This window comes from Paraburkholderia sp. JPY465, from assembly GCF_050436725.1.
In the GTDB taxonomy this organism is placed as follows: domain Bacteria; phylum Pseudomonadota; class Gammaproteobacteria; order Burkholderiales; family Burkholderiaceae; genus Paraburkholderia; species Paraburkholderia youngii.
In genome coordinates this window covers 1,312,823-1,337,861 of sequence record NZ_JBNDMT010000002.1, presented here as the reverse complement: position 1 = coordinate 1,337,861, position 25,039 = coordinate 1,312,823, and the positions used below count along the sequence as shown (strand labels likewise).

Here is a 25,039-nt window from a genome sequence, read left to right as displayed (position 1 = left end):
GGCTGCGGGAGGCAAGTCATGCAGTTCGATCTGTCAGTCGTCGTCGATGCGTTACCGGCACTATTGCAGGGCGCGAAGCTGACGGTGCTCATCACCATCGCGGGCCTTGCGGGAGGCCTCGCGGTCGGCTTTCTGTTCGGCTTGATGCGCGCGTACGGCAACGCATTGATGCAGAAAATCGCGTTCGCGGACGTCGAGTTCGTGCGCGGCACGCCGATCGTCGTGCAGGTGATGTTCATCTACTTCGCTCTGCCCGTGCTGCTTAACGTGCGCGTCGATGCGTTGACGGCCGCGATCGTGTCGATCATCGTCAATTCGGGCGCGTATATCGCCGAGATCGTGCGCGGCTCGTTTTTGTCGGTGCCGCGCGGATTGAAGGAAGCCGGACTCGCGCTGGGCATGCCGATGTGGCGCGTGCTCGGATTCGTCGTCGGGCCCGTTGCGATTCGCCGCATGACGCCTGCGCTTGGCAACCAGTTCATCGTGAGCCTGAAAGATACGTCGCTGTTCATCGTGATCGGCGTCGGTGAACTCACGCGTCAGGGTCAGGAAATCATGGCGGCGAATTTTAGGGCCGTTGAAATCTGGACGGCGGTGGCCGCAATCTATCTGTGCATGATCGGTGTGCTGACGTTCTGTCTGCGCACGATGGAAAAGAGGATGCGGATACTATGAGCGCGCTCGATATGGTGCAGTTCAAGCAGGTCACGAAGCGCTTCGGGCAGACCACCGTGCTGGACGGCGTCGACCTGAACATTCGCGCGGGCGAAGTCGTGGTGCTGATCGGTCCGTCGGGTTCGGGCAAGTCGACGCTGCTGCGTTGTATCAACGCGCTGGAGCAAATCGACGGCGGCGATCTGATCGTCGATGGCATCAGCGTGCACGGCGGCTCGAAGAAAGTGCGCGAGATTCGCCGCGAAGCGGGCATGGTGTTTCAGCAGTTCAACCTGTTCCCGCAACTGACGGCGCTCGAAAACGTCGCGTTCGGTCCGCGTCAGGTGCGTGGCATGAGCAAGTCCGACGCGGAAACGCTCGCGCACGAGTTGCTGACGAAAGTCGGCCTCGCGGGCCGCGTCGGGCATTATGCAAGCGAGTTGTCGGGCGGTCAGCAGCAACGCGTCGCGATTGCGCGTGCGCTGGCCGTCAAGCCGAAGCTGATGCTGTTCGACGAGCCGACTTCGGCGCTCGATCCCGAACTGCGGCAGGAAGTGCTGCGGGTGATGCAGTCGCTGGCGGAAGAGGGCATGACGATGGTCGTCGTGACGCACGAAATGACGTTCGCGCGCAAGGTCGGCACGCGTCTGATCTTCATGGAGCACGGCCACATCACGGTCGATGGGCCGCCCGCGCAGTTGCTCGACAATCCGCCGAATCAGCGTCTGCGCGATTTCCTTCAACACGTCGAATGATCATCTCGAACTCATGTCTGCAATTGGATTCATCGAAATCTCCGGCTCGCCGTTCGACGCGGGCGAGGCGTTAGGGCGCTTCGGCGCGTTGGCCGTGCATCGCCACCTGGTGCAATCGGCCGCCTGGCGCGACGTCATGCAATGGCGTGGCACGCCGCTCGCCGCCGCGCTTTGCGCACATACGCAGCAGCGCTTTCCGCGTATCTGGGCGGAATTGCAGGGGCTTGCCAATGGCCTCGAACTGCCCTTCGACGATGTGTTCCTGTGGAACTGTCGCGGCGACCTGTGGGCTGCGTCGACCGACGGATGCACGACGGTGCAATTGCCATCGGCTGATGGCAAGCGCATCACTCACAATGAAGACGGTGACCCCGGCTTCGCCGGGCATTGCGCGATTGCCGCGTGTCGGATCGACGGCAGTCCGGGCTTTGCGGCGTTCGTGTATCCGGGCTCGCTGCCGGGCCATACGTTCGCCGTGACGGACGCGGGTCTTGCCGTCACCGTGAATAATCTGCGGGTGCGCCAGACCGAGGCGGGCGTGCCGCGCATGGTGCTCACGCGCGCGTTACTGGATGCGCGCGATCTCGATGCGGCGGTTGCCGTGGTACGCGACAATCCCCGCGCGGGCGGCTTCCATCTGACGCTTGCGCATCAGGCGAGCGCGCCGTTGCTGAGCGTCGAGTACAGCGCGCACGGTTGTTCCGTGCAGGAGATCACGCAGCCGTCGTTGCATGCGAATCACGCGATTCATCCGCCGATGCGCGGCTTCGCCCAGCGCGTGACCGATTCATCGCGTAGTCGGCAGACGCGCGGCGATCGGCTGTTGCGGGACGCACGCGAAGCGGGGCATGCGCCTGAGCCGCTCGCGATCCTCGCCGACACGCACGACGCATCGCTGCCGATCTACCGCGCCGACCCTGCCGATCCCGACGACGAAAACACGCTCGCAACCGCTGATATCGTGATCAGGGCGTCTCACATAGAATGGGACGTTTATGAGCAACCCGGGGCGCCGCCGCGATATCGATTGATCAATGGACACAAACCTACGCACGAAGCGCCGCAAGCCGGCGAACAAGGACGAGGCGAGCGCGCCTGAAGCCGTCGCCGACGCGCCGCGCAGCGTCGATGCGCTGCGCGAACTGGTGGTGCGCATCGGTCGCGACGAGGCCGGTCTGTCGCTCGGCGGCAAGGCGCACGCAGTGCTCGCGTGGCTGCTCGAACGGCCGGAGGAAGTGGCCGTGCGGACCATCACCGATCTGGCGACGGCACTCGACGTCAATGCGTCGACGCTGACACGGCTCAGCACGAAGCTCGGCTATGCAGGGTTCGCGGATTTTCAGAGCGTGTTTCGCGATTCGCTGGCGGAGCGTCACCGGCATTTCTATACGAATCAGGCGGAGCGGCTCGTTGCAGGGAAAAAGCAGCGTGCGCACACGCCCGTCAATAGCGGAACCTCGCCCGAGGTCGAGGTCGTCGTGCAACTCGCGCACGAATCGATCGTCAATGTGGAGACGTTCCTCGCGCGGCTATCGGCTGACGATCTGCGCGGTGCGGCCGCGCTATTGGCGGGGGCGCCGCGCGTGCGCGTGCACGGCTTGCGGCAGTTCAGCGCGCTCGCCAGCTTTCTTTGCTATGGGCTCGGGATGATCCGCACCGACGTCGCGCTGCTCGATGCACAAGGGCTCGGCGTGGCTGAAGGACTCGCGCAGTTGCAACCGGGCGATGTGGTGGTCGTCACGAGCGTCTCGCCTTATACGCGCAGCGTCGCTGAAGCTGCAAAGGCCGCCGCCGAGGCGGGTATGACAGTCATCGCGATCACGGATACGCTCGCGTCTCCACTGGTGCCGCCCGCGCGGCACGCGTTCCTGATTCCACACGACAGCAGTTTCTTCAGCAACAGCATGGGCGCTTATCTGATCTTTTGCGAAGGCCTGCTCAATCTGGTGGCGACGCATCTGGGGAAGCGATCTTTGCAGGCGCTGTCGCGGCGCGAACGGTTGATTACCGCGTTGGGGATCGAGACGGACTGATATCCGGTCAATGGTGATTGTCGAGATCGGCGAGTGGCCGCTGACGTGACTGCCGCGTCGAGTTTTACTCGCAACTAAGGACACTAGTATGGGCGCCGGGACGAGACGCCCTTGTATGCTTACAAAGCGCTTGCGTCCGCAGGTGCAGTCGATTTCATCGCAGGAACGATGGATAAAAACGAGAATAGTTTGTGGGACGACGGCGGGGACTGGGTCAGGAAGCTGCAGGGCTCGATGCGTCGTCGCGCCATAGGGCGACGCGCACAGGGTACAAAGAAGAACGCCACGAAAAGCGATTTTCGTGGCGTTTTGTCATTGGTGCGCCGCTGGTGCGGTCTCGGCGAAACGCGCCCGGATCTAGCGCTCGCCGAGAGCGTGCGGCCGTCCAACCAGCAGAAAGTGGACGAACGCAAGCAGCGGGAATGCAAGGGCAACGCCAGCGACCAACGGCCACCCACCGCGCTCGAAGAGCGGGCTCGCAAGCGCGGACCCGATCGCGCCGCCAACGAAGATGCTCGTCATGTACAGCGCGTTGAGGCGGTTACGGCTTGCCGCGTGCAGCGCGTAGATCTCCCGCTGGCCGAGCACCATGTTCATCTGCACGGCGAAGTCGAGCGCAATCCCGGTAACCACGAGGCCGAACACTCCGGACGCCGGATGGACGAGTGCCGGCAGATAAGACAACGCGGCCACGATCAGCGCCACAAACGTGGCGCGAATGGAATGTCCCGCGTCCGCGAGGCGGCCTGCGACGGGAGCCGACGTCGCACCGATTGCGCCGACCAGTGAGAACAGCGCGATCGCCGACTGTGACAGGCCGTACTGGCGCGTGAGTTCAACCGGAACCGCAGTCCAGAAAAGGCTGAACGACGCGAACATCAAACCTTGATAGAGCGCACGATGGCGCAGTACCGGCATGGTTCGCACGAGCACCAGCAGCGAGCCGATGAGCTCGGAATACGTGGCGCTATGGTCCGGTTGCCGGCGCGGAATCGTCAGCGCGAGCACGGTCGTCACGAGCGCCATCACGACTGCGGCCGCGGCAAACACGACGCGCCAGCCGAAGTGGTCCGCGACGATGCTCGACAGCGGTCGGGACAGCAGGATGCCGAGAAGCAGACCGCCCATGATCGTACCGACGATACGGCCTCGGGAATGATCAGGAGCAAGGTGCGCCGCGAGCGGGATCAGGATCTGCACGGCCACGGAACTGAAGCCGATCAGCAGCGACATCAGCAGAAACCAGCTGGGCGTGTGCATCAGCGATGCGGCGGCGAGACTCGCGATCGACACGACCGCGGTCGTAATCGTCAGCTTGCGGTTCTCGAGCAGGTCGCCCAAGGGCACGATGAAAAACAGACCGAGCGCGTAGCCGATCTGCGTGAGCGAAACGATCAGGCTCGCCGTGCCACCCGACATATGCAGCGCCGGACCGATCAGCTCGGTAATCGGCTGCGCGTAGTACAGGTTTGCAACGATCGCGCCGCAACTGAATGCGAATAGTGCAATGAGTCCCTGGGTGAGCTTGACGGGCCGCTCGTTGCCGCCGAGCGTGCGCGAGGGAGTGGACATGATGGCTCCTTGAGCGAAGAAATTATTTGACGACTGGGCCTTTCGACTTGCTATGCAGTCCGCGGCTTGGCGTCGGGTTGTGCGACAGCCAAACTGGTGTTCGCGACTGCACCAAGGTTAGGCGCGAGCCGGTGCATCCGGAATACGATCGGCGCGCAATCCCCCATTGCGCGCTACGCAACGCGAGGAGCGGCGCTCGACAGCCAAGGTCATGATGACGGTAGGCTGCCATCACGCACCTGAAAAGTCCTGAGCCCGCCATTAATCCTTGCGCTTGATGAAGGCACGCAGAGTGCGAACCGCCCGATTTCCGCTGGCATAATCCCCCGCATGGACAAATTGCTCGCGCTCAACACCCTGCTCGAAGTGGCTGATGCCGGCGGCTTCGCGAAAGCCGCCCAGCGTCTGGGCGTGGCAACATCGTCGGTCACGCGTTTGATGGACGCACTCGAAGACTCGCTCGGCACCGCGCTGCTGACGCGAACACCGCGGCGTGTCAGCCTGACCGATGCTGGCGCGACGTATGTCGAGCAGATTTCCAGGCTGCTCGACGAGCTTGCCGGGGCCGACGAAAGCGTGCTGGACAGCGGCGCGGCGCCCGTTGGCGCATTGCGCGTGACGGTGCCGTCCACGTACAACCGCATCGTCCTCGCGCCGCACCTCGCCGCTTTCCTGCGTGAATATCCTCGCGTTGCGCTGGACGTCGTCGTTGCGGATCATTTCGTGGATCTCGCGCTCGATCGCATCGACGTGGCTGTGCGGATCGGGCTGCCCAGCGGCGATCCGAATCTCATCGTCAGGAAGATGGCCGACAATCCGCGCTTCGTGGTTGCGGCCCACGAGTACCTGAAAAAGGCAGGAATGCCCGAGGAGCCAGCCGAGCTCGCCGAACGCGAATGTCTGCGCATCGCCTATGGCGGAAGCTATCGGGCACGCCAGATCTGGACCTTCGGGCGCGGGGAGGAAATTGAAAAGGTCAACGTGCGCGGGCGACTGATATCGAACAGCCTCGATATGCTCCTTCAAGCAGTCCTCGCGGAGCAGGGGTTCGCACTATTGCCCGACTGGCTGGTGAACGAACACATCGATTCCGGCCGCCTGATGCGATGCTTCGCTGACTGGAAGGTGACGCCGCAGAGTGGCGATGTCGTGGTCCATGCGGCATACCTGCCCAATCGCAGGCATTCGACGAAAGTGCGGGCCTTGTTGCAGTTTCTTGAAGCGCGCATCGGGCAGCACCCGATCTAGCCGCAGCGGTGGTGAGTTCACGGCCGCCAGTCGGCTCTCACCCGCAAAAATATTTCCATGCGATGACAAAAGTTAGAGTCGTCGCACCTTCGATGCCGCATTCACCGCGCGTTTTCGCATTTTCAGAACTCTTCAGATCGCCACAAGGACTTTGAAGAGTCGCGTTCTTAAGCTTCGTCCTGCATGCGGCGCTCCTCGATCCAGTCGAGGTCCGCGCCGCGTCGCTTTCCACGCAAATGCGAACCTCATCGCTAACCACACGCACAGCGATGCAACGACGGAGAAGCACCATGAATACGCAGAACATCGATAAGTCCATTCCTTCGACCACACGCCGTCGCCTGCTTTCCGCCGGCGCCGGCATGGCGGGTGCCGCGGCGGCCATGGCCAGCTTTTCCGCCAACGCGGCCGGCGCGGCAAGCAACGCGGGAGCGGCAGGCGCATCGCACGCGCATGGCACGGGCCATCATCATGGCGGCGGCTATGTGAACGCCAAGGACGGCACGCCGATCTACTTCAAGGACTGGGGCACCGGCACGCCGGTGGTGTTTTCGCACGGCTGGCCGCTGAGCGCCGACGCGTGGGACGCACAGATGCTGTTCCTCGTGAATCAGGGCTACCGCGTGATCGCGCACGACCGTCGCGGCCATGGCCGCTCGGGCCAGCCCTCCGAGGGCAACGACATGGATACCTACGCCGATGATCTGGCCGCCGTGCTCGACGCGCTCGATGTGAAGGGCGCGATGCTGGTCGGTCACTCCACGGGCGGCGGCGAAGTCGCGCACTACATCGGTCGCCATGGCGAGAAGCGTGTTGCCAAAGCCGTGCTGATCGGTGCGGTGCCGCCGCAGATGGTGAAGTCCGCGAACAACCCGAACGGTCTGCCGATGTCGGTATTCGACGGCATCCGCGCGGGTGTGGCCGCGAACCGCTCGCAGTTCTATCTGGATCTCGCGACGCCGTTCTACGGCTTCAACCGTCCCAACGCAAAGGTCTCGCAAGGTCTGGTGCAGGACTTCTGGCGCCAGGGCATGGCCGGTTCGATCAAAGGCCAGTACGAGTGCATCAAGCAGTTCTCGGAAGTCGACTACACGGAAGACCTGAAGAAGATCAGCGTGCCCACGCTGATTCTGCACGGCGATGACGACCAGATCGTGCCGATCGACGATTCCGCGAAGCTCTCCGCGAAGATCGTCAAGAACGCCACGCTGAAGGTCTATGCGGGCGCTCCGCACGGCATGTGCAGCACGCACGTCGACCAGGTCAACGCGGACCTGCTCGCCTTCCTGAAGGGCTGAAGCCCGCTCTCGCGCGCTCGCCTCGGCTGACCTGAAGCGTTCATAACGCTTCAGGTTTTCCCAAGGACTTTAAGGCGCGCGATCCGTAATCTCCACCCGTTCGATGACCGCTGCGCGCGTCATCGCTTATCCGCACTCGTACCTCACTGGAGCAACCATGGCTTTTGAACTGCTGACCCCCGAGAACTGCGCACTCGCGCTGATCGACCACCAGCCGCAGATGTTCTTCGGCACGCACTCGCACGAGCGCACCACCGTCCTGCACAACGTGCAGATCCTCGCGAAGGCCGCCAGGCTGTTCAAGGTGCCGACGGTCCTCACGACGATCGCCGCGGACTCGTTCAGCGGCCACCTGCTGCCCGAAGTGCAGCAGGTGTTCCCGCAGATCAAGCCGGTCGACCGCACCTCGATGAACTCGTGGGAAGACGGGGGCTTTCGCGCGGCGATCAAGGCCACGGGCCGCAAGAAGATCGTGATCGCCGGTCTGTGGACGGAAGTGTGCGTGGCGTTCCCGACCGTTCAGATGCTCGCGGAAGGCTTCGAGATCTACGTGCCGACCGACGCATGCGGCGACATCACGGAAGAAGCGCACGAGCGCGCGATCCAGCGCGTGATCCAGGCCGGCGCGGTGCCGATGACCTCGCTGCAGTTCATGTGCGAACTGCAACGCGACTGGGCCCGTGGCGAGACCTACGAAGGCTGCATGGACATCTTCAAGGCGCACAGCGCGTACGGCATCGGCGTGCGCTACGCGAAGCAGATCCTCGGCGAACACGCAAGCGAAGCGGCTTGAGCCGCTTCGCGTTCCGGGCCGCGCAGACCTGCGATGAAAACTACGATGAAACGTCCTGATACTTCCAACGCCGCCGATGTCGCGCTGCTGTTTTTGCGCGTCAGCGCGAGCGTGCTTCTGCTGATCGTGCATGGTTTGCCAAAGGTGCTGCACATCGGGGCGCAGCTCGGCGCGATCGAGGATCCGCTGCACCTGGGCAGCGCTTTCACGCTGGCTTTCGCGATTTTCGCGGAGGTCGTGTGTCCGGTGCTGATGATCGTCGGCGTTTTCACGCGGCTCGCCGCGCTGCCGATTCTCGTCGTCACCGTGGTTGCCCTCACGCTCGTGCACCCTGACTGGAGTCTCGAGCAGGCTCAGTTCGCGTGGATGCTGCTGATCCTGTTCGGCACGGTCGCGATCGGCGGAGCGGGGCGCTACCGGATCACGTTGGGCCGGGACGTTCCCGCGGACGCGCGCACGTCAAACTTTTAACGGCGACCAATGGTTCGCCCAACAACAAGGAGATCGACTCGATGAAACTGCATTCGAAACTCAAGCCGGCCGCGGCACTCGCCGCCATCGTTCTGTTCACGGGCTACGCGGGCAGCGTGTTCGCCGACGACGCGGCAGTCGCTTACGCACCGTCCGTTCAGGTGCATCCCGCCGCGCCGAAAGATCCGGCCAACGCACAGCGCAAGGCCGAAAGGAAGGCCGAGCGTGCCGTCGACCGCCATCTCGCCACCAACGTGCGCAAGGCGATCGTCAAGGCAGGCGGCGTGGACGCTTCGCACATGACGGTTGTCGCGAAGTCCGGCGCCATCACGCTGGAAGGTTCCGTGCCCGAAGCGGCGCAGATCGACCTCGCGCAGCAGCATGCGCAGCAGGTCGCGGGCGTCACCGGCGTGACCAACCGTCTGAGCATCGCGACCGCGGGTCATTAAGCCAACGGCTGTATAGCGCGCGTCCGCCTCGCGCGGACGCGAAGCACGAGGATCGCAACATGACATATCTGATCTCGCTGGGAGCGGGGCCTCGTGGTCGGTCTGCTCTATTACATCGCGCGCGTGCAGTCGCCCGCACCGCCGCTGATCGCGCTGGCCGGCCTGCTCGGCATCGTGATCGGTGAACACGCGATTCCATTCGTACAGGCGCAATGGCGCGCACCGCAGGCGCAAACTTCGAGCGCGCCGCACGAGGCCGCCGCCGCTTGCGCCAACAAGGTCGACTCGTCATGCAGCAAGCAGCCATAGAGTTGGGCTCGCCGCAGGCGAAGGCGGCGCTCGAGCCGCTGCGCGGCGAAAACGCCGTGCTCGCTTTCGTAGCCGGTTATGTCGACACGCTCGGATTCGTCGCGCTGTTCGGGCTGTTCACGGCGCACGTCACCGGCAATTTCATTCTGATCGGTTCGGGGCTCGCGGGCGCGGGCAGCGGACTGCTGATCAAGTGGCTCGCGTTTCCCGCCTTCGTGGCGGGTATCGTCGGCGCGCGCCTGTTCGATGACAGGCTGCGTCAGCGCACGCATGGCGTGCGCGTGGGCGCGCTTTATTTTCTGCAAATCGTCTTGCTCGCGGCGTTCATGGGCGCGGGTCTCTTTGCGGTACCGATCGTCAACGCGGACGCGCCGCTGACGATTGCCTGCGGCCTGCTCGGCGCGGCCTCGATGGGCGTGCAGAACGCGCACGGCCGGCTGACCGCGCGCAGCGTGGTCGCCAATACCGTGATGACCGGCAATGTCACACAGGCCGTGATCGACGTGTTCGATCTGTTCGCGCCGGGCACCAGCCAGGCGGAACGCGCGATCGCGCGGGGCCGCCTCGCGACCACGCTGCCGCCGGTGCTCGCATTCGCGGCCGGCGCGGGAGCAGGGGCGGCGGGATGGCTCGCCGCGTCGTTCTGGGCGCTGTTGCTGCCGCTCGCGATGCTCGCGCTGGTGGCGACGCTCGCATGCCGCAAGGCCGATTCGAAAGGCACGCTCTGAGCGCCCGGCCGACCGCACATTTTCTTCAACAGGAACCTCACGTGAAACTCATTCGTCTCGATCGTCCCTTGAGAGCGCTAACCATTGCGCTCGCGATGCTCGGCGCGGCGCTGCCCGGTGCTCCGGCTTTCGCCGATGACGGCCAGTATCCGCTCGCTTCGCCCACGTCGGCGGTTGCGCCGGTCGTCTCGGTGGGTCCGCAATACGACACCACGCACGTCTATGTGTCGAACGAAGACATCGACGCATTCGTCAGCAGCTTCGTCGCGACCTTCGGCGGCAAGGCCTCGCCGCGCGCGGTGTTCACGGTCACGCCCACGGCGAGCAAAACCGCTTCGCAATACGTGCAGACGCCGGTCGGCATGCTGTCGGTATTCGCGTTCCAGACGGCGGTCCCTTACCCGTTCGGCAACGAACGCACGGGCTACCTGGTGACCGATATCGACAAGGCCGTGCGTGCCGCGCACGCAGCGGGCGCGGACGTAGTCGTCGAACCGTTCGACGATCCGATCGGCAAGGACGCGATCATTCAGTGGCCGGGCGGTCTGACGATGCAGCTGTACTGGCACACCAGGGCGCCGTCGTATGCGGCGCTCGAATACGTGCCGGACAACCGCGTCTATGTGTCGAAGTACCAGGCGCAGGACTTCATCAAGCGCTTCGTGCGCTTCTCGCACGGCAAGATCGTTTCCGATAACCGCCATGCGGATGGCGCGGAGATCGGCAAGCCGGGCGAGACGATCCGCCGGGCGCGAATCCGGTCGGGCTTCGGCAACATGCTGGTGTTCGTGACCGACGGCAAATTGCCGTACCCGTATGGCCGCGAAACCACCGGTTACGAGGTGGGCGATCTCGACGCCACGCTCGCAAAGGCGCAGGCCGCCAACGTGAAGGTGCTGGCGGCGCCGGCACCAAACGTCGAAGGCCGCACGGCGATGGTCGAGTTTCCGGGCGGCTACGTCGCGGAGCTGCATCAGCGCGTGAAGTGACTGGCATGAGAACTCGCGAGTTATCACGCGCCAAACGCAGGACGGCGCTCGCGCGTGCGGTGCGCACGAACGTCATGTTCGCCGCGCTCGCCGCTTGCGCAGGGTTGCAGGCGGGCGCGGCGCATGCGCAAACCGCGCAGGCGGTGGCCGCACCGTCCGTCGCCTGCGATGCGCAACGGCCGGTTCCATCGTTCAATCGCTGGCAGGAGGACTGGGGTGCGCTCGCGAATCCGTGCGTGCCGCGCAAGCCGCTCGATGCGTTGAAGTACATCCCGCTGTCGGGCGACCCAAGCTGGTATCTGTCGCTGGGCGCGAATCTGCGCGAGCGCTTCGAACTGAACAACACCCCGTTGTTCGGCCTCGGGAGCCAGACGCCGGACAGCTGGGTGATCCAGCGTGCCGAGGTGCATGCGGACGCGCGCTTCGGCTCGCACGTGCAGGCCTTCTTCCAGTTCGTCGACGCGCGGCCGTTCGGCAAGGATTCAGTCACGCCCGTCGACCGCAATCCGCTCGACACCGAGCAGGCGTTCATCGCGTTCGTCGGTGGCGTGGGGGGCGGTACCTTCAAGGCGCGCGTCGGCCGGCAGGAAATGGCGTTCGACTTGCAGCGTTTCGTTTCGGTGCGCGACGGTCCGAACGTGCGCCAGGCGTTCGATGCGCTGTGGGCCGACTACGAGCTAGGCAAGTGGCGCTTCATCGGTTATCTGACGCAGCCTGTCCAATATCGCGACGAGCGGGTTTTCGACGACGTGTCGAACGGTCACCTGACGTTCAGTGGCGTGCGGGTGGAGCGCGCGAGCGTGGGGCCGGGCGATCTGTCCGCTTACTGGTCGCGTTATACGCGCGACAACGCACGGTTTCTCGACGCGGCCGGCACCGAGCGGCGCGATGTGTTCGATGCGCGTTACACGGGCAAAAACGCGTCGCTCGACTGGGACGTGGAAGCGATGCTGCAAACCGGCCACGTGGGCACCGACACGATCGGCGCGTGGGCATTCGGCGCGCTGGGCGGCTACACGTTCGCCGCGCTGCCGGGCAAGCCGCGCATCGGCGTGCAGGTGGACGGCGCGTCGGGCGACCGGCATCCCGGCGACGGCCGCGTCGGGACGTTCAATCCGCTCTTTCCCAACGGCTACTACTTCACGCTCGCGGGCTACACCGGCTACAGCAACCTGATTCATGTGAAGCCGTCGGTCACTTTCAGGCTCGCGCCGAAGGTGACGCTGCTCACCGCGCTCGGCTTCCAGTGGCGCGACACCACGGCCGATGCGATCTACGGCCAGGGCATGGCGACGGTGCCGGGCACGGCAGGCAAGGGCAATCTCTGGACCGGCATGTACGGGCAGGTTCGAGCGGACTGGAGCGTCAACGACAACGTCGCGCTCGCGCTCGAAGCGGTGCACTTCGAAGTCGGCGATTCGATCCGCGCGCTCGGCGCGCGCAACGCGGACTACGTCGGCGTGGAAGCAAAGTTTAGCTGGTAAGCACGCGGCTCGCGCACAGCTTGCCGCGAGCACGTTCAAACGAATGAGGGAACGCAGATGAAATTTATCGACACGGCCGACGGCACGTCGCTCTACTGCAAGGATTGGGGCGCGGGACGTCCCGTGGTGTTCATTCACGGCTGGCCGCTCAATGCCGACATGTGGGACCCGCAGATGCTGCATCTCGCCGCGCACGGGTTTCGTGCCGTGGCTTACGATCGCCGCGGCTTCGGCCGCTCGGATCAGCCGTGGACAGGGTACGACTACGACACGCTCGCCGACGATCTTCACGCGGTGCTGGAGACGCTCGCGCTCGAGGATGCGGTGCTCGTCGGATTTTCGATGGGCGGCGGCGAAGTGGCGCGTTACATCGCAAGACATGGGGCCCGCCGCGTCTCGAGGGCGGTGTTCATCGGATCGGTGACGCCGGGCCTGCAGCGTAGCGAGAACAACCCGGAGGGCGTCGACCCGGCGGTGTTCGAAGGCATGCGCGACGCGCTGCGCCGCGACCGCGCGAGTTTCGTCGATGCCTTCAACCCGCTCGTGACGGGCGGCAACCGGCCCGATTCGATGGTGACGAAGCCGGTGCACGACTGGTTCTCGAACATGGCGATGCAGGCTTCACTGAAGGCGACGATCGACTGCGTGACGGCATTTTCGGCCACGGATTTCCACGCCGATCTCGCGCGGATCGATATCCCCACGTGGTTCGTTCACGGCGGCGACGATCAGACCGCGCCGCTCGATCTGACTTCGCGCGCGGCGGCGCGGCTCGTCAAAGGCGCCACGCTCGACATCTATGACGGCGCTCCCCATGCGTTGATGCTGACCCACGCGGAACGCCTGAACCGCGATCTGCTCGCGTTTGCGGCGACCGCCTGAGCTGGCGGTCCGGTTTCAGCCGCGCATTTGATCCCCCGGTAGACGTTCGGAGACGGAGTGACGACGATGTTCGTAGAAATGAAAGTACAGGACACGTGGGCTCGAATCGTAGGATCGCTCGCGAGAGCCGAGCGGACTGACGATGAACAGCAGATGTCTCTCTCGAGGAAGCTTCGCGATGCCGATCGCTCGGCCACGCGAGCCGGGGGCGGTCACGCGACCATCATCGTGGTCGAACGGCCCACCATGACGAGCGCCACGATCGAGTGGCGCGATTCGACGAATTGCTATTACGGCGCACAGCTGTGGCGTCTGGTGCGCGCCCGCAAGTCGGGCGTTTGCGCGCTGAGCGGTGAGCCGATCAGCCGTGGGGACGAAATCTTCAAACCATGTGGTCGCACCGACGCGGTCAATGCGGACGCGATGATCCGCACGTCCGCGATGCGGGCTTACCCGGCGCGCAATAGCTGAGCGCCGTGCGCCGGGCGCTGATGCCAGCGTCCCGGGCGCTTTCTCTGACGCGCGCTCGCGCGTCGACTTCAGGGCGCCGCCTTGACGGCGGTCGCGGCGTGGCTCGCCGGGTCCGCATCGTAATTCAGCGGAATCCACACGTAGCTGCCGCCCTCCTTGCGCACGTGCCCGAGACCCGGAAACGAAATATGTGCGGCCGCGATCACGTCATGTTCGCGCGCCGCACGGTCGAGCAACGCGAGGCGGGACTGCCTGGCCGCGGCGGCGTCCGAGTCGTACTCGACGGAAGTCTTTGGGTCGCGCAACTGGATGGCCGCGACATGGATGATGTCGCCCCACACGATCAGCGTCTGCTGCCCGCTTTTCACGACATAGCCCGTATGTGCCGGCGTGTGACCCGGCGTGGCGAGTGCGCTGATACCGGGCGCGATCGCGGCGTTGCCGTCGAACGGCCGGAAACGTCCCGCCGCGATATAGGGGGCCACCGATTGCGCCGCCGAATCAAAGAACGAACTCAGAAACGACGGCGCGGTTTTCTTGTTGCCGGCGTCGAGCCAGTAATCGGCCTCCCGTTGCGACACGCGCAGAACCGCGTTGGGAAATGCCATCTGGCCGTCGCGAATCACGCCGCCAACGTGGTCCTTGTGCATATGCGTGAGCAGCACCTGGTCCACCTGTTCCGGCTGGTAGCCGGCGGCGCGCAGGTTCGCGAGCAGATGGCCGCAGCAATCGCCGTAAAGCACGCCCGCGCCGGTATCGACCAGGATCAGCTGGCTGCCGGTGTTGATCAGAAACGCGTTGATCGAACCTTGTAGCGGCAACGCGAGATCGTCTTCCGCGAGATCATGGTCGATCACGCGGCGCGGCACGTCCGTCATCACGGTATCGACGGGAAACGGATGTGTGCCGTCGAGCAGCGCCGTGATTTCGTAGGAGCCCAGCATCATGCGATAGAAGCCGGGGCCTTGCGTGCCGACCTGCGGCGCGGCCGCATGCGCGAGCGCGGCATGCAGGGCAACCAGCAGTGCGGCGAGCCATGCGAAGACGGTCGGCGCCGCGCGGCAGCGCTCGCGGTGTCGAGCGGCAGGGAAGACTGAAGATTGGGTATCCATAGTGGTTGCTTCGGGGTGGTTGAAGGTTGCGCAACGTGCGCCTTACTCATTCTCGAATTCGAACTGGCTCGATGCCTAATGAAGCGTTCTTAAAGTTTCGTCGCGGGCAGGACGTTTAAGCTGCCGTTCAGAACTCTTCAGGTTCTGGACTGGACTGCGCTTGGGAATTGAAGCCGGCTGGCATAATGCCGCCGACATTCCCGAAGACCATTTCGGCACGCCACTTCCCGATCGCACCCGATCGAGTGCGTGAGCTTCCTCGGTAAGGTGCGAGAGTCCGTTGATGAGCCCGTCCTTCTTTTTCAATTCCGGCGACAAGGTGTATTTGCAGTTCGTGCTCGAAGAGGGCGATCGCGCGCTTGGCCGCGGCTGGCATCTCGCGCCCGACGGTCGCCGCGAAGAGGTGCTGGCCGTGTGGATTTCCGCATCGCGCGCCGATCCTTCCAGCGCCGCGCGCCTGACGCACGAGTACAAACTGAGGGACGATCTGGCCGGCGCCTGGGCCGCCACGCCACTGAAGCTGCTGCGAGAACATGGCCACACCGTGCTGCTGCTGAGGGATCCGGGCGGTGAGCCGCTCACGGCGCTGCTGGGCACCGCCATGGAGACGGACCGGTTTCTGGACCGTGCGATCGGCATCGCTTCGGCGCTGAGCCAGGTTCATCAGCGCGGCCTGATCCACCGGGATCTGAAACCCGCACATATCTTCACGGACGAGGCGGCCGGAACGACAGCCATCACTGGCTTTGGCGTCGCGTCGCGGCTTTCCCGCGGTGCCGAAGCGCATTCACAAATCAGTGCGGTCACGGGCAACCTCGCTTACATGGCGCCGGAGCAAACCGGACGTATGAACCGGCCGGTGGACGCTCGCAGTGATCTATACGCTCTCGGCGTGATGTTCTACGAGATGCTGACGGGAATATTGCCCTTCAGCGCCGGCGATACGGCGGATTGGGTGCACAGCCATCTCGCCCGGCAGCCAGCCTCGCCAGTCGTACGTGTGCCGACGATTCCCGTCGCTCTGTCGGACATCGTGTTGAAGCTTCTCGCCAAAACGCCCGATGAACGCTATCAAAGCGCGGCGGGTCTTGAAGCGGATCTGCGCCGCTGCCGCGCGAGCCAGACCGCCGATGGAGGCATCGAAACCTTTGCGCTCGGACAACAGGATTTCGCGCATCGCCTGATGGCTCCTGCGCGCCTTTATGGACGCGAGCCGGAAATCGCAACGCTGCTCGCGGCTTTCGATCGCGTCGAGCGGGAAGGCTGGCCGGAACTCGTTCCGATTTCGGGCTATGCGGGAGTCGGTAAGACCGCCGTGGTCACCGAATTTCAGCGGCAGATCGCCACGCAGCGCGTGCGGTTTGCCAGCGGGAAAGTGGACCAGTACCGCAGTGAAATACCCTATTCGACGCTCGCGCTAGCGCTGCAGACGCTGATCCGCCCGCTGCTCGCATGCAGCGAAACCGAACTGGCTTCGTGGCGCGCCGTGCTCGACGACGCGCTGGGTCCCAACGCGAGTCTGCTGGCCACGCTGATTCCCGAAATCGGACTGATCCTTGGGCAACAGCCGATCGTCAACGATCTGCCTTTGCAGGACGCCCGCCATCGTTTTCAGCTTGCGTTCCGCAGCCTGATCGGCGCGTTCGCGCGTGCCGAGTCTCCGCTGGTTCTCTTTCTCGACGATGTGCAGTGGCTCGACGCGGCGACCCTCGATCTTATCGAGCACCTTGCGACGCATCCGCAACTCAGACACGTGCTGTTCGTCTGCGCGTACCGCGACCACGAAATTGCAGCGGATCATCCATTGCCACGATGCCTGGCCTCGATTCGCCGGGCTGGAACCCGAGTCAGCGCGATCGCGCTCGAAGGCCTTCGCAGCGATCAGATGAGCCAGATCGTCGCGGATGTTCTCCGTTGCGACGTGCAAAGCAGCGCGGCGCTGACGGAATTGATGCAGCAGAAGACGGCCGGTAATCCGTTCTTTGCGATTCATTTTCTGAACACGCTGCTGGACGAGGACATGCTCGTGTTCGACCACCGGACGGCCCGCTGGTCCTGGGATCTCGATCAGATTCGCGCGAAGGGATTCACCGACAACGTCGTGGACCTGATGCTGACCCGGCTGGGACGTCTTCCCGAGCAAACCCAGGACGTGTTGAAGCTGATGGCGTGCGTTGGCAACGAAGTGCCGGTCGACGTTCTCGTTATCGCGCGTCACGGGACGCTCGCGGATCTCGATGAGGCGCTGCGACCAGCGGTTACCGCGGGGCTCGTGTTGCGCAAAGACGCGTCCTATCGATTCCTGCACGACCGCGTGCACGAGGCGGCCTACGCCTTGATTGCGCCATGGGCGCGCGCCGAAGCGCATCTCGCGATTGGCCGGCGCCTCGTGGCGGAGTTGTCGCCCGACCATGCGCGGGAGCTGGTGTTCGATATCGTCGGCCAGTTGAACCGGGGCGCGGCATTGATTACCGAGGCCGGCGAGCGGGAGCGGCTCGCCGAACTGAATCTTCTCGCTGGCAGCCGCGCAATGGCATCCGCGGCTTACCTCGCGGCGTTGACGCATTTCACCACCGGCAGCGCGCTGTTGGGGGAAAACGCGTGGGAAACCCGCCCTGAACTCGTCTTCATGCTCGAGTTGCGGCGCGCGGAGAGCGAGTTCCTGACGGGTGCTTCCGACGCGGCGGAAGGGCGGCTTCACGCGCTTTCCCAGAGGGCAATCGGGCTACCCGATCTCGCCGCGGTCACGCAGTTGCGACTCGAACTGTTGATGGCGTTGGGGCGGCGCGAGCGCGCGGTCGAGGTGGGCCTGGAATATCTGCGGTGTGCCGGCGTTGCATGGGATTCGCAGCCGTCCGCGGGCGAAGTGCAACGAGAATACGACAGTATCTGGAGCCGGCTCGGCGAGCGGCCGATCGAGTCTCTGCTCGATTTGCCGAAGATGACCGATCCCGTTGCCGCCGGCACCATGGCGGTCCTGACCGCGCTGATGCCGCCCGCCTGGTACACGGACGCTTCACTGCGCGCGCTGGTCATTGGGCGGATGGTCAACCTCAGTCTGGAATACGGCAATGGCGAGGCGTCATGCCTCGGGTACGCCTGGCTGAGCATGATTCTGATCCCGCAACGCGAGCATAGCCAGGCGGATTTCCGGTTTGGCCGGCTCGGTTTCCAGCTCGCTGAGCGGGACGGCGAGGATCGTATCCGGGCGCGCGTCTATCAGGTGTTCGGCGGGCACGTGATGCAATGGACGGAGCCGATCCGAAACGCCCGGGACATCCTGCAGCGTGCGATCGATGTGACCGAGAAGCTCGCGGACCGAACCTTTGCGTGCTTCATTCGCAACAACCTGCTGACTCATTCGCTGGCAAGCGGCGAGCCGCTCGGAGAGGTGCAACGCGAAGCCGAGGCGAGCGTCGAATTCGCGCGTCAGACGGCTTTCGGTCTCGGCGTCGATCGGATGATTCCGCAACTGCAACTGGTGCGGACGCTGGCGGGCCTCACGCCGGCATTCGGTGTGTTCGACGACGCGAGTTTCAGCGAGGCGGAGTTCGAGAGCCGGGTCGGCAGCAATCCGAGTCTGTCTTTTGCGTTCTGCTGGTACTGGATTCGCAAGCTGCAGGCGCGCTACTTCGCGGGCGATGCGATTTCGGCTCGCGCCGCGGCCGAACGCGCCGAGGCTCTGCTTTGGACGTCACCGTCGTTTTACGAGCAGGCCGAGTATCAGTTTTATGCGGCACTCGCGCGTGCAGCCTTTTGCCACGCCGAACTTCAGCAGCCCGGGTCCGATAACCTGCGGATTCTGGCGGCCCATCATCAGCAATTGTCTTTGTGGGCGGAACATTGCAAGCCGAACTTCGGCAGCCAGGCCGCGCTGGTCGGCGCGGAGATCGCTCGCCTCGAACAGCGGTCTTCCGACGCGATGCAGCTCTACGAAGAGGCAATCGGTCTCGCGCGCGACCATGACCTGATCCATCATCAGGCGCTTGCCAACGAACTGGCGGCACTGTTCTATGCGGAGCGCGGCTTCGAAAAGATCGCCCGCGTCTATATGCAGGATGCCCGGCAGGGCTATCTGTGCTGGGGAGCGCTGGGGAAAGTCCAGCAGCTGGAAGCCCGCTACCCCTATCTGCGGGAAACCGGGCGGATCAGCACCGCGGGCGGCGCGATCGGCGCGCCGGTCGAACATCTCGATCTGGCGACGGTCATTGCCGTCTCGCAGGCGGTGTCGAAAGAGGTGATCCTCGAAAACCTGCTCAATACGCTGATGCGTACCGCGATCGAGCAGGCCGGCGCACAGCGCGGCCTGCTGCTCCTGATCCGCGACGGCGAGCCGCGCGTCGCGGCCGAGGCGACCACGGCCGGCGATGCCGTGATCGTATCCTTGCGCGACGGCCCGATCGAACCCGATACGATACCCGTGGCGATTCTCAACTACGTGCTGCGGACCAATGAGAACATCATTCTCGACGACGCGTCGGTCGAAGGCCTGTTCGTCGGCGATCCGTACGTCCGCCGGCATGGCGCCCGATCCGTGCTGTGCCTGCCGCTTCTGACGCAAGCCAAGCTGATCGGCGTGCTCTACCTCGAGAACAATCTCGCGGCGCGGCTTTTCGTACCAGCGCGGACGGCCGTGCTGAAGCTGCTTGCTTCACAGGCCGCGATCGCAGTCGAAAATACCCGGCTATACCGGGACCTGGGGCAACGCGAAGCGCGGATTCATCGCCTTGTCGAGGCGAACATCATCGGCATCTGGATCTGGCATCTGGACGGCCGGATTCTCGAAGCCAACGACCTGTTTCTGCGCATGGTGGGCTACGAGCGCGACGATCTGCTATCGCAGCGCCTGCGCTGGACCGACCTGACCGCGCCGGGCTGGCTGAACGGCGACACGCGCATCGCGGAGGCGTTCAAGCTGAACGGTACCGTGCCGCCATTCGAGACTGAGTTCCTTCATCGCGATGGCAGCCATGTACCGGTTCTTCTGGGCTCGGCCAATTTCGACGAGAGCGGCGAGCAAGGTGTGTCCTTCGTGCTGGATCTGACGGAGCGCAAGCGCGCTCAGGAAGACTTGCAGCAGGTGCAGGCGGATCTGGCGCACGTCACGCGCGTGACCACGCTGAATGCGCTGACCGCCTCCATCGCGCACGACGTCAATCAGCCGCTTGCGTCGATCATCACGGACGCGAAGGCGGCGCTGCGCTGGCTGGCCCGCACGCCGCCCGATCTCGGCGAACTGAAGGAGACGGTGGAGCGGATCGTCGAAGGCGGTCACCGCGCCAGTGCGGTGATCGCGGGCGTGCGCGCGCTGCTGAAGAAGAGCTCGCCGGACGCCACGCTGGTGGATCTGAATGATCTGATCGAGCAATCGCTGGTACTGCTTCAAGGCGAAATAGTCCGCCACCACGTTCAGCTTCGTATCGAACTCGAACCGTCGATGCCGTTGGTGACCGGAGATCGCGTGCAACTGCAGCAGGTGCTGATCAATCTGCTGATGAACGGAATGGAGGCGATGAAGGACATGATGTATACGCCGCGCCAACTGTGGATTCGATCCCGAACCGACAGTGCCGGTTCTGTGCTGATCGAGGTGCGGGATTCGGGACCGGGTCTGTCGCCGGAGATTTGCGAGCGGGTATTCGAGCCTTTTTACACCAGCAAGGCCGAGGGTCTCGGCATGGGGCTCGCGATTTGCCGGTTGATCATCGGCGCGCATCGCGGACGGTTGTGGGCGAGTACCGATCAGCGAGGCGGTGCATTGTTCCGGTTCTCTCTGCCTGCGGAGATATGCCATCCGGTCACGGCCGGGGCGTGATCCGGCCGGTGGGCGCTGAACGCTCACCCGGCCGTCAGAAGGTCAGAAGGTCTTTTCCGCGGGCTCGATGCCAAGCGCTTCGGCCATACGAACGAGATCGGGCAATGTTCTCGCCTTCATCTTCTTCATGACCTGGCTGCGATGAACCTTCACCGTGATCTCCTGAAGGTTCAGGGTTGCCGCGATCTGCTTGTTCATCAGGCCGGAAATCACGAGAGTCATCACTTCGCGCTCTCTTGGCGTAAGCGACTGATGAGCACGCGATACGTCGGCGAGCGAACGCTCGCGCTCGAGGCGTTGTTTGTCGATCGCGAACGCGCGCTGGATCGCATCGAGCAGTTCGTGGTCCTCGAACGGCTTGGTCAGAAAGTCCAACGCTCCGCCTTTCATCGCGGTCACCGAGCTTGCGACGTCGCCGTAGCCGGTCATGAAGATCACGGGAATGCCGAGCCCCGCGTTGCCGATCTTCTGCTGCACGGTCAGTCCGTCCTCGTCTTCGAGCCGCATGTCCAGGATCAGGCAGCTCTGCACAGCGGGGCGGGGAAATGCGAGGAACTCGCTGGACGTCGCGAAAGTCTCGACGCGAAGGTCGTACGAGCGCAATAGCGAACTCAGCGAGCGTCGTAGGATTGCGTCGTCGTCGATCACATAAACGATGGATTCGGCGCTTTGCTTCACATGGTCAGTTCGCGCGGCAGATTCGGAAACGCGCATAGTCGTGTTGCCCGAGAGGATGGACCCGTTATCACAGGGCGCCAGAGATCCGCTCACGATGGACTCGCAGCGGAACGTTGGCGCGTTCCGGTTTCATCAATCAACGCCAATATCCTGTCGACCGAAAACGGCTTATGGAAGAAGGCGATTGCCCCTTGCCGGAGCGCTTTGTCGACCACTTCCTCTTCGCCGTGCGACGATATAAAAATGACAGGGATCGACGTTCCACGCTCGATCAGCGCCCGTTGCACGTCGAGGCCGTTCATGCCGCCGAGCTTGAGATCGAGAAGAATGCAGCAGGCTTGCGCCACGGTCTCCGACGCGAGGAAGGCTTCTCCCGACTCGAAACACGTTGCCGTATGACCGGCGGATTTCAGCAAGCCCGCCAGACTTCTACGGATCAACGCATCGTCGTCGACGATGTACACAATGGCCATGAATTATAGAGGTTTGAGCCCATTCAATAGGCGGAAAAAACAACAGCGGGTTTCACTTCGGCGCCATTATCCTATGGACAGTGGTGTTCTTGCGCTCCGGCGGGCTCAGGAAGCGAAATTGGCGGGTGCGTTGTCTTTCGAGGACACGTAGCGGAAACGGAAGGACGGCCATTCGCCGGATTCCATTAGCCGCTCGATCGCGTAGGCTTTCACGACCGGCAACAGCGAATAACTCTTGACCGGACCCTCGGTATGCAAAGTAAGCAATGATTTTTTCGCGAGGCTAAGGACGCTGGTAAGTGCGGCGTCCCGTCCAATGTCCGCGCAGGAAATGACGTCGCAGGCACCCGCGAGATTGAACCTGCGAGGGAATACGGCGAGCCGGCGCAATACCGCGCACTCAGCCTCGCTGAGCAGCGCGTAGCTCCACTCGACCGTTGCGCGTAGCGTCTTTTGACGCGGATGGGCGGTTCTGAGTCCGCCCGAAAGCCACAGTATCGATTTCTCGAGTTCGCGAAGTAGTCCTTGCACGCCGAGTAGCGCGGCCCGCGCGACGGCAAGTTCGATCGCGAGCGGCAAGCCGCCGAGACGCCGGCAAATATCGGCGATCACATTGAGCGTTCCCGGGTCGGCGGGAAAGCGGATTCCGGACGCCTGCGCATGTTCGAAGAACATCCTGATAGCGCCGCTCGCGAGCATCTCCGCTCCGCCGGCGTTTTCGTCGGGCAGTGTCAATGGCGAGATCGAGTAGACCCGTTCGCCCATTGCGCGCAACGGTTCGCGGCTCGTCGTCAGAATGACGGCATGGCCGTTCGATGCCGCGATGCATTCGCATAGCGAGGCTATGGCCTGGAGGACTCTTTCGCAGTGATCGAATACGAAGACGATTTGCCGGTTGCCCACCGTCTGCACGACATCGGCGATCGTCGGCGCATGACTGCCCGGAGCGCCGCCAAGCTTCTCGAGTACTGCGAGTAGACACGAGTGCTGGGTGTCGTGCCCGGCGAAGTCGACGTGGCATAGCTCGAAATGGTTGCTGTCGACCCATGCTCTCGCGACACTCAACGCGAGCCGTGTTTTTCCAACGCCGCCCGGGCCGCTTACCGTCACGAACGATCCGCGCTGTAGCATCTCGTACAGCATGTTGGCGTCGTCATCGCGGCCAACGAGCCGCCACGACCGCTGCCTGATGACACTCTCGACCGCCTTTTCGGCGGCAAGCTCCTGACTCGGTGCATGAGGCGCAGCCATATGGGACGGCGTGCGAAGCTGGTAGCCCCGGCCTGGTACAGTGCGAATCCAACCGTCGCCAAAGAGCTTGCGTAGTGCCGAAATATGAACCTGGATGTTGTTCTCGACCACGAACGTGGTGGGCCAGACGAGACGCATGATCTCGTCTTTCGTGACCAGTTTTCCGGCGGACCGGATCAGCAGTTCGAGAATATCGAATGCTCGCGCGCCGATCGGCTGAGCCTGACCGTCGCGAAACACCTGACGTCCGTCGAGGGAGACCGCAACTCGATCAAAAACGTACATGATGCGTCCTCCCTCCAGCAGGCCCGGATGGCGCATCTCGCCAAACCGCGGTGAACTTCAGATTTGCGCGTGATCGTGGAAATCACGCTGCTCTCGAACGTCGCACCGAATCGTAGGGTGGCACCGGGAAAGACGCCATTATCTATAGGTATAGAAGACGGCCGGCAATAAGCCGCCTCGGCCGCTCGCCGTTGTTCTGAAGCCCCGTTGAATTCTTCCTGATCGCGCGTCCGGCTCTCCGGTCAGCGGCGCCGATGGCTTCCTAGATCGCGCGATTACGCCACGCTCCGGGCGTTGTGCCGATTAGCCTGACGAACACGCGGCTCAGATGGCTTTGATCTGCAAACCCGCAAATCGCGGCGATTTCCGATAGCGTCATATCGGTCTCTTCCAGGAGTTGGCGCGCCTGTTTCGCGCGTTGTTCCAGCAACCACTGATGTGGCGTGCGGCCGGTGGACTTGGAAAACGCCCGGATGAAATAGCCGCGCGACAGGTTGCATTCGCGCGCAATGTCGGCAATGGAGATATCGCTGCGGTTGCTGTCGAGCAAAAGCTCCTTGGCACGAGCCTCGATGGCGCTGGATAATCCGCGGCTGACGCGCACGTCAGCCGAAGCAAAGTTTCCGTACCGCCTCGCGATATGCGTGCCGAGGCCAAGCCCCACCTGCTCGACGAAAAGTCGGCTGAGCGGGCCTGTCGCTTCGAGACTTGCCGTGAGTGCGCGCGAAAGATGCCCTAATACGGGATCTTTCTGCCCGTTGGCGCAGATTAGGCCCGAGATGCCCGGTGCGTGGTGTTCATTCTCGAGTCGTGTAAAAAACGAGCGGGATAATTCGACGAGGACAAAATCGAAATTGCCGTACATATCCGCTTGATAGTCTTCGGAGAAATCCCGGATGTAGATGGAGTCAAGGTCGAACCGGCTGACGAATGAGCGTGCGCCTCGAAGAATCCTTCTCTGATGACCGTTGCCGAGCGACACCCCTACCAGAAAGCCTCGCTCGTTTGCCGGCATGGCAATGCGACTCAAGTCAGGCTCGGCCATGCACTTGCGGTAGAAGGAGATATCGTTGCCGACCGCTTCGAAGTCTTTGCTGAGCTTACCCGCGACGCAACCCAGATTGTCCTTTGGCAGTTGCGGAACGCTGGCGGGAGATTCGCGCGAAATCATGGGAGGCGAGTAGATAGCAATAAAACCTGGGCAAGATCGTCCGGGAAAACGCGAATCGGGCTCCGTCGAATCCATCAAAAGGGTGACATTTATACCATGACAAAAGCGCCGGCGATCG

At 63.5% G+C, this 25,039-nt stretch carries 21 protein-coding genes and 1 pseudogene; 16 read left to right on the top strand and 6 right to left on the bottom strand.

Going from position 1 to position 25,039, the window contains the following annotated elements; all coding sequences use genetic code 11:
• Positions 1-18: 18 nt before the first annotated feature.
• Genes glnP through QFZ94_RS08195 form a run of 4 tightly spaced genes read left to right on the top strand, consistent with a single transcriptional unit; the run spans position 19 to position 3,442 of the window.
• Complete coding sequence (glnP, locus tag QFZ94_RS08210; RefSeq protein WP_429456144.1) at positions 19-675, top strand: glutamine ABC transporter permease GlnP; 657 nt, start codon at positions 19-21, stop codon at positions 673-675.
• Entirely contained in the window at positions 672-1,409 is a 738-nt protein-coding gene (gene glnQ / locus QFZ94_RS08205; RefSeq protein WP_368583186.1) for a glutamine ABC transporter ATP-binding protein GlnQ, read from the top strand. The genes glnP and glnQ overlap by 4 nt, the downstream gene beginning before the upstream one ends.
• 13 nt (positions 1,410-1,422) lie before the next feature.
• Positions 1,423-2,508 carry a C45 family autoproteolytic acyltransferase/hydolase gene (locus QFZ94_RS08200; RefSeq protein WP_429456143.1) on the top strand — a complete coding sequence of 362 codons (1,086 nt, stop codon included), beginning with the start codon at positions 1,423-1,425 and terminating at the stop codon, positions 2,506-2,508.
• Complete coding sequence (locus QFZ94_RS08195) at positions 2,444-3,442, top strand: MurR/RpiR family transcriptional regulator (protein ID WP_429456142.1); 999 nt, start codon at positions 2,444-2,446, stop codon at positions 3,440-3,442. The genes QFZ94_RS08200 and QFZ94_RS08195 overlap by 65 nt, the downstream gene beginning before the upstream one ends.
• Positions 3,443-3,799: 357 nt before the next feature.
• On the opposite strand, the gene QFZ94_RS08190 is transcribed toward QFZ94_RS08195, so the two are convergent.
• A complete protein-coding gene (locus tag QFZ94_RS08190) occupies positions 3,800-5,014 on the bottom strand; it encodes an MFS transporter (protein ID WP_429456141.1) in 1,215 nt (404 codons plus the stop codon).
• A 330-nt stretch (positions 5,015-5,344) separates the two neighbouring features.
• Between QFZ94_RS08190 and QFZ94_RS08185 the strand changes: the two genes are divergently transcribed.
• The 11 genes and pseudogenes from QFZ94_RS08185 to QFZ94_RS08135 all read left to right on the top strand — a co-directional run bounded on the left by QFZ94_RS08185 (position 5,345) and on the right by QFZ94_RS08135 (position 14,136).
• Positions 5,345-6,262, top strand: a complete 918-nt coding sequence (locus QFZ94_RS08185; protein WP_429456140.1) for a LysR family transcriptional regulator — start codon at positions 5,345-5,347, stop codon at positions 6,260-6,262.
• A gap of 290 nt (positions 6,263-6,552) precedes the next feature.
• Positions 6,553-7,560: an alpha/beta fold hydrolase gene (locus QFZ94_RS08180; protein WP_368583181.1), complete on the top strand. Its 1,008-nt coding sequence runs from the start codon at positions 6,553-6,555 to the stop codon at positions 7,558-7,560.
• 157 nt (positions 7,561-7,717) lie between these two features.
• On the top strand, positions 7,718-8,353 hold the full coding sequence (locus QFZ94_RS08175) for a hydrolase (RefSeq protein ID WP_429456139.1): 636 nt from the start codon (positions 7,718-7,720) through the stop codon (positions 8,351-8,353).
• A gap of 45 nt (positions 8,354-8,398) precedes the next feature.
• Complete coding sequence (locus QFZ94_RS08170; protein WP_429456138.1) at positions 8,399-8,824, top strand: DoxX family protein; 426 nt, start codon at positions 8,399-8,401, stop codon at positions 8,822-8,824.
• A 41-nt stretch (positions 8,825-8,865) separates the two neighbouring features.
• Positions 8,866-9,273 (top strand): BON domain-containing protein, encoded by a 408-nt coding sequence (locus QFZ94_RS08165; protein WP_429456137.1) that lies wholly within the window; start codon positions 8,866-8,868, stop codon positions 9,271-9,273.
• Between the two features lie 59 nt (positions 9,274-9,332).
• Positions 9,333-9,582 (top strand): annotated as a pseudogene (locus QFZ94_RS08160) (DUF1427 family protein).
• Positions 9,564-10,310: a YoaK family protein gene (locus QFZ94_RS08155; RefSeq protein WP_368583177.1), complete on the top strand. Its 747-nt coding sequence runs from the start codon at positions 9,564-9,566 to the stop codon at positions 10,308-10,310. Before QFZ94_RS08160 ends, QFZ94_RS08155 begins: the two are co-directional and overlap by 19 nt.
• A gap of 95 nt (positions 10,311-10,405) precedes the next feature.
• On the top strand, positions 10,406-11,299 hold the full coding sequence (locus QFZ94_RS08150; RefSeq protein ID WP_410842412.1) for a VOC family protein: 894 nt from the start codon (positions 10,406-10,408) through the stop codon (positions 11,297-11,299).
• Between the two features lie 5 nt (positions 11,300-11,304).
• Positions 11,305-12,783 carry an alginate export family protein gene (locus tag QFZ94_RS08145; protein ID WP_429456136.1) on the top strand — a complete coding sequence of 493 codons (1,479 nt, stop codon included), beginning with the start codon at positions 11,305-11,307 and terminating at the stop codon, positions 12,781-12,783.
• A gap of 57 nt (positions 12,784-12,840) precedes the next feature.
• The gene (locus tag QFZ94_RS08140) at positions 12,841-13,665 is read left to right on the top strand and encodes an alpha/beta fold hydrolase (RefSeq protein WP_429456135.1); all 825 of its coding nucleotides are present in this window, start codon (positions 12,841-12,843) and stop codon (positions 13,663-13,665) included.
• Between the two features lie 153 nt (positions 13,666-13,818).
• Positions 13,819-14,136: a DUF3331 domain-containing protein gene (locus QFZ94_RS08135; protein ID WP_368583173.1), complete on the top strand. Its 318-nt coding sequence runs from the start codon at positions 13,819-13,821 to the stop codon at positions 14,134-14,136.
• A gap of 68 nt (positions 14,137-14,204) precedes the next feature.
• Here the strand turns inward: QFZ94_RS08135 and QFZ94_RS08130 are convergent, their stop codons facing one another.
• Positions 14,205-15,248, bottom strand: a complete 1,044-nt coding sequence (locus QFZ94_RS08130) for an MBL fold metallo-hydrolase (protein ID WP_429456134.1) — start codon at positions 15,246-15,248, stop codon at positions 14,205-14,207.
• Between the two features lie 283 nt (positions 15,249-15,531).
• Between QFZ94_RS08130 and QFZ94_RS08125 the strand changes: the two genes are divergently transcribed.
• Complete coding sequence (locus QFZ94_RS08125; protein ID WP_429456133.1) at positions 15,532-21,063, top strand: trifunctional serine/threonine-protein kinase/ATP-binding protein/sensor histidine kinase; 5,532 nt, start codon at positions 15,532-15,534, stop codon at positions 21,061-21,063.
• Positions 21,064-21,105: 42 nt separating this feature from the next.
• On the opposite strand, the gene QFZ94_RS08120 is transcribed toward QFZ94_RS08125, so the two are convergent.
• The 4 genes from QFZ94_RS08120 to QFZ94_RS08105 all read right to left on the bottom strand — a co-directional run bounded on the left by QFZ94_RS08120 (position 21,106) and on the right by QFZ94_RS08105 (position 24,921).
• The gene (locus QFZ94_RS08120) at positions 21,106-21,777 is read right to left on the bottom strand and encodes a response regulator transcription factor (RefSeq protein ID WP_368583170.1); all 672 of its coding nucleotides are present in this window, start codon (positions 21,775-21,777) and stop codon (positions 21,106-21,108) included.
• Positions 21,778-21,830: 53 nt separating this feature from the next.
• Entirely contained in the window at positions 21,831-22,214 is a 384-nt protein-coding gene (locus tag QFZ94_RS08115) for a response regulator transcription factor (RefSeq protein ID WP_368583169.1), read from the bottom strand.
• A gap of 105 nt (positions 22,215-22,319) precedes the next feature.
• The gene (locus QFZ94_RS08110; RefSeq protein ID WP_429456132.1) at positions 22,320-23,750 is read right to left on the bottom strand and encodes an ATP-binding protein; all 1,431 of its coding nucleotides are present in this window, start codon (positions 23,748-23,750) and stop codon (positions 22,320-22,322) included.
• Positions 23,751-24,012: 262 nt separating this feature from the next.
• Positions 24,013-24,921 carry an AraC family transcriptional regulator gene (locus QFZ94_RS08105; protein WP_368583167.1) on the bottom strand — a complete coding sequence of 303 codons (909 nt, stop codon included), beginning with the start codon at positions 24,919-24,921 and terminating at the stop codon, positions 24,013-24,015.
• Positions 24,922-25,039 lie beyond the last annotated feature (118 nt).

Bases quoted from the DNA above. Each gene is read 5' to 3' on its own strand.
- QFZ94_RS08130 (WP_429456134.1), bottom strand. From the start codon at position 15,248: ATGGATACCCAATCTTCAGTCTTCCCTGCCGCTCGACACCGCGAGCGC.
- QFZ94_RS08155 (WP_368583177.1), top strand. From the start codon at position 9,564: ATGCAGCAAGCAGCCATAGAGTTGGGCTCGCCGCAGGCGAAGGCGGCG.
- QFZ94_RS08165 (WP_429456137.1), top strand. From the start codon at position 8,866: ATGAAACTGCATTCGAAACTCAAGCCGGCCGCGGCACTCGCCGCCATC.
- QFZ94_RS08140 (WP_429456135.1), top strand. From the start codon at position 12,841: ATGAAATTTATCGACACGGCCGACGGCACGTCGCTCTACTGCAAGGAT.
- QFZ94_RS08200 (WP_429456143.1), top strand. From the start codon at position 1,423: ATGTCTGCAATTGGATTCATCGAAATCTCCGGCTCGCCGTTCGACGCG.
- QFZ94_RS08120 (WP_368583170.1), bottom strand. From the start codon at position 21,777: ATGCGCGTTTCCGAATCTGCCGCGCGAACTGACCATGTGAAGCAAAGC.
- QFZ94_RS08195 (WP_429456142.1), top strand. From the start codon at position 2,444: ATGGACACAAACCTACGCACGAAGCGCCGCAAGCCGGCGAACAAGGAC.
- QFZ94_RS08190 (WP_429456141.1), bottom strand. From the start codon at position 5,014: ATGTCCACTCCCTCGCGCACGCTCGGCGGCAACGAGCGGCCCGTCAAG.
- QFZ94_RS08175 (WP_429456139.1), top strand. From the start codon at position 7,718: ATGGCTTTTGAACTGCTGACCCCCGAGAACTGCGCACTCGCGCTGATC.
- QFZ94_RS08115 (WP_368583169.1), bottom strand. From the start codon at position 22,214: ATGGCCATTGTGTACATCGTCGACGACGATGCGTTGATCCGTAGAAGT.
- QFZ94_RS08110 (WP_429456132.1), bottom strand. From the start codon at position 23,750: ATGTACGTTTTTGATCGAGTTGCGGTCTCCCTCGACGGACGTCAGGTG.
- glnQ (WP_368583186.1), top strand. From the start codon at position 672: ATGAGCGCGCTCGATATGGTGCAGTTCAAGCAGGTCACGAAGCGCTTC.
- QFZ94_RS08105 (WP_368583167.1), bottom strand. From the start codon at position 24,921: ATGATTTCGCGCGAATCTCCCGCCAGCGTTCCGCAACTGCCAAAGGAC.
- QFZ94_RS08135 (WP_368583173.1), top strand. From the start codon at position 13,819: ATGTCTCTCTCGAGGAAGCTTCGCGATGCCGATCGCTCGGCCACGCGA.
- QFZ94_RS08125 (WP_429456133.1), top strand. From the start codon at position 15,532: ATGAGCCCGTCCTTCTTTTTCAATTCCGGCGACAAGGTGTATTTGCAG.
- QFZ94_RS08180 (WP_368583181.1), top strand. From the start codon at position 6,553: ATGAATACGCAGAACATCGATAAGTCCATTCCTTCGACCACACGCCGT.
- glnP (WP_429456144.1), top strand. From the start codon at position 19: ATGCAGTTCGATCTGTCAGTCGTCGTCGATGCGTTACCGGCACTATTG.
- QFZ94_RS08145 (WP_429456136.1), top strand. From the start codon at position 11,305: ATGAGAACTCGCGAGTTATCACGCGCCAAACGCAGGACGGCGCTCGCG.
- QFZ94_RS08185 (WP_429456140.1), top strand. From the start codon at position 5,345: ATGGACAAATTGCTCGCGCTCAACACCCTGCTCGAAGTGGCTGATGCC.
- QFZ94_RS08150 (WP_410842412.1), top strand. From the start codon at position 10,406: ATGCTCGGCGCGGCGCTGCCCGGTGCTCCGGCTTTCGCCGATGACGGC.
- QFZ94_RS08170 (WP_429456138.1), top strand. From the start codon at position 8,399: ATGAAACGTCCTGATACTTCCAACGCCGCCGATGTCGCGCTGCTGTTT.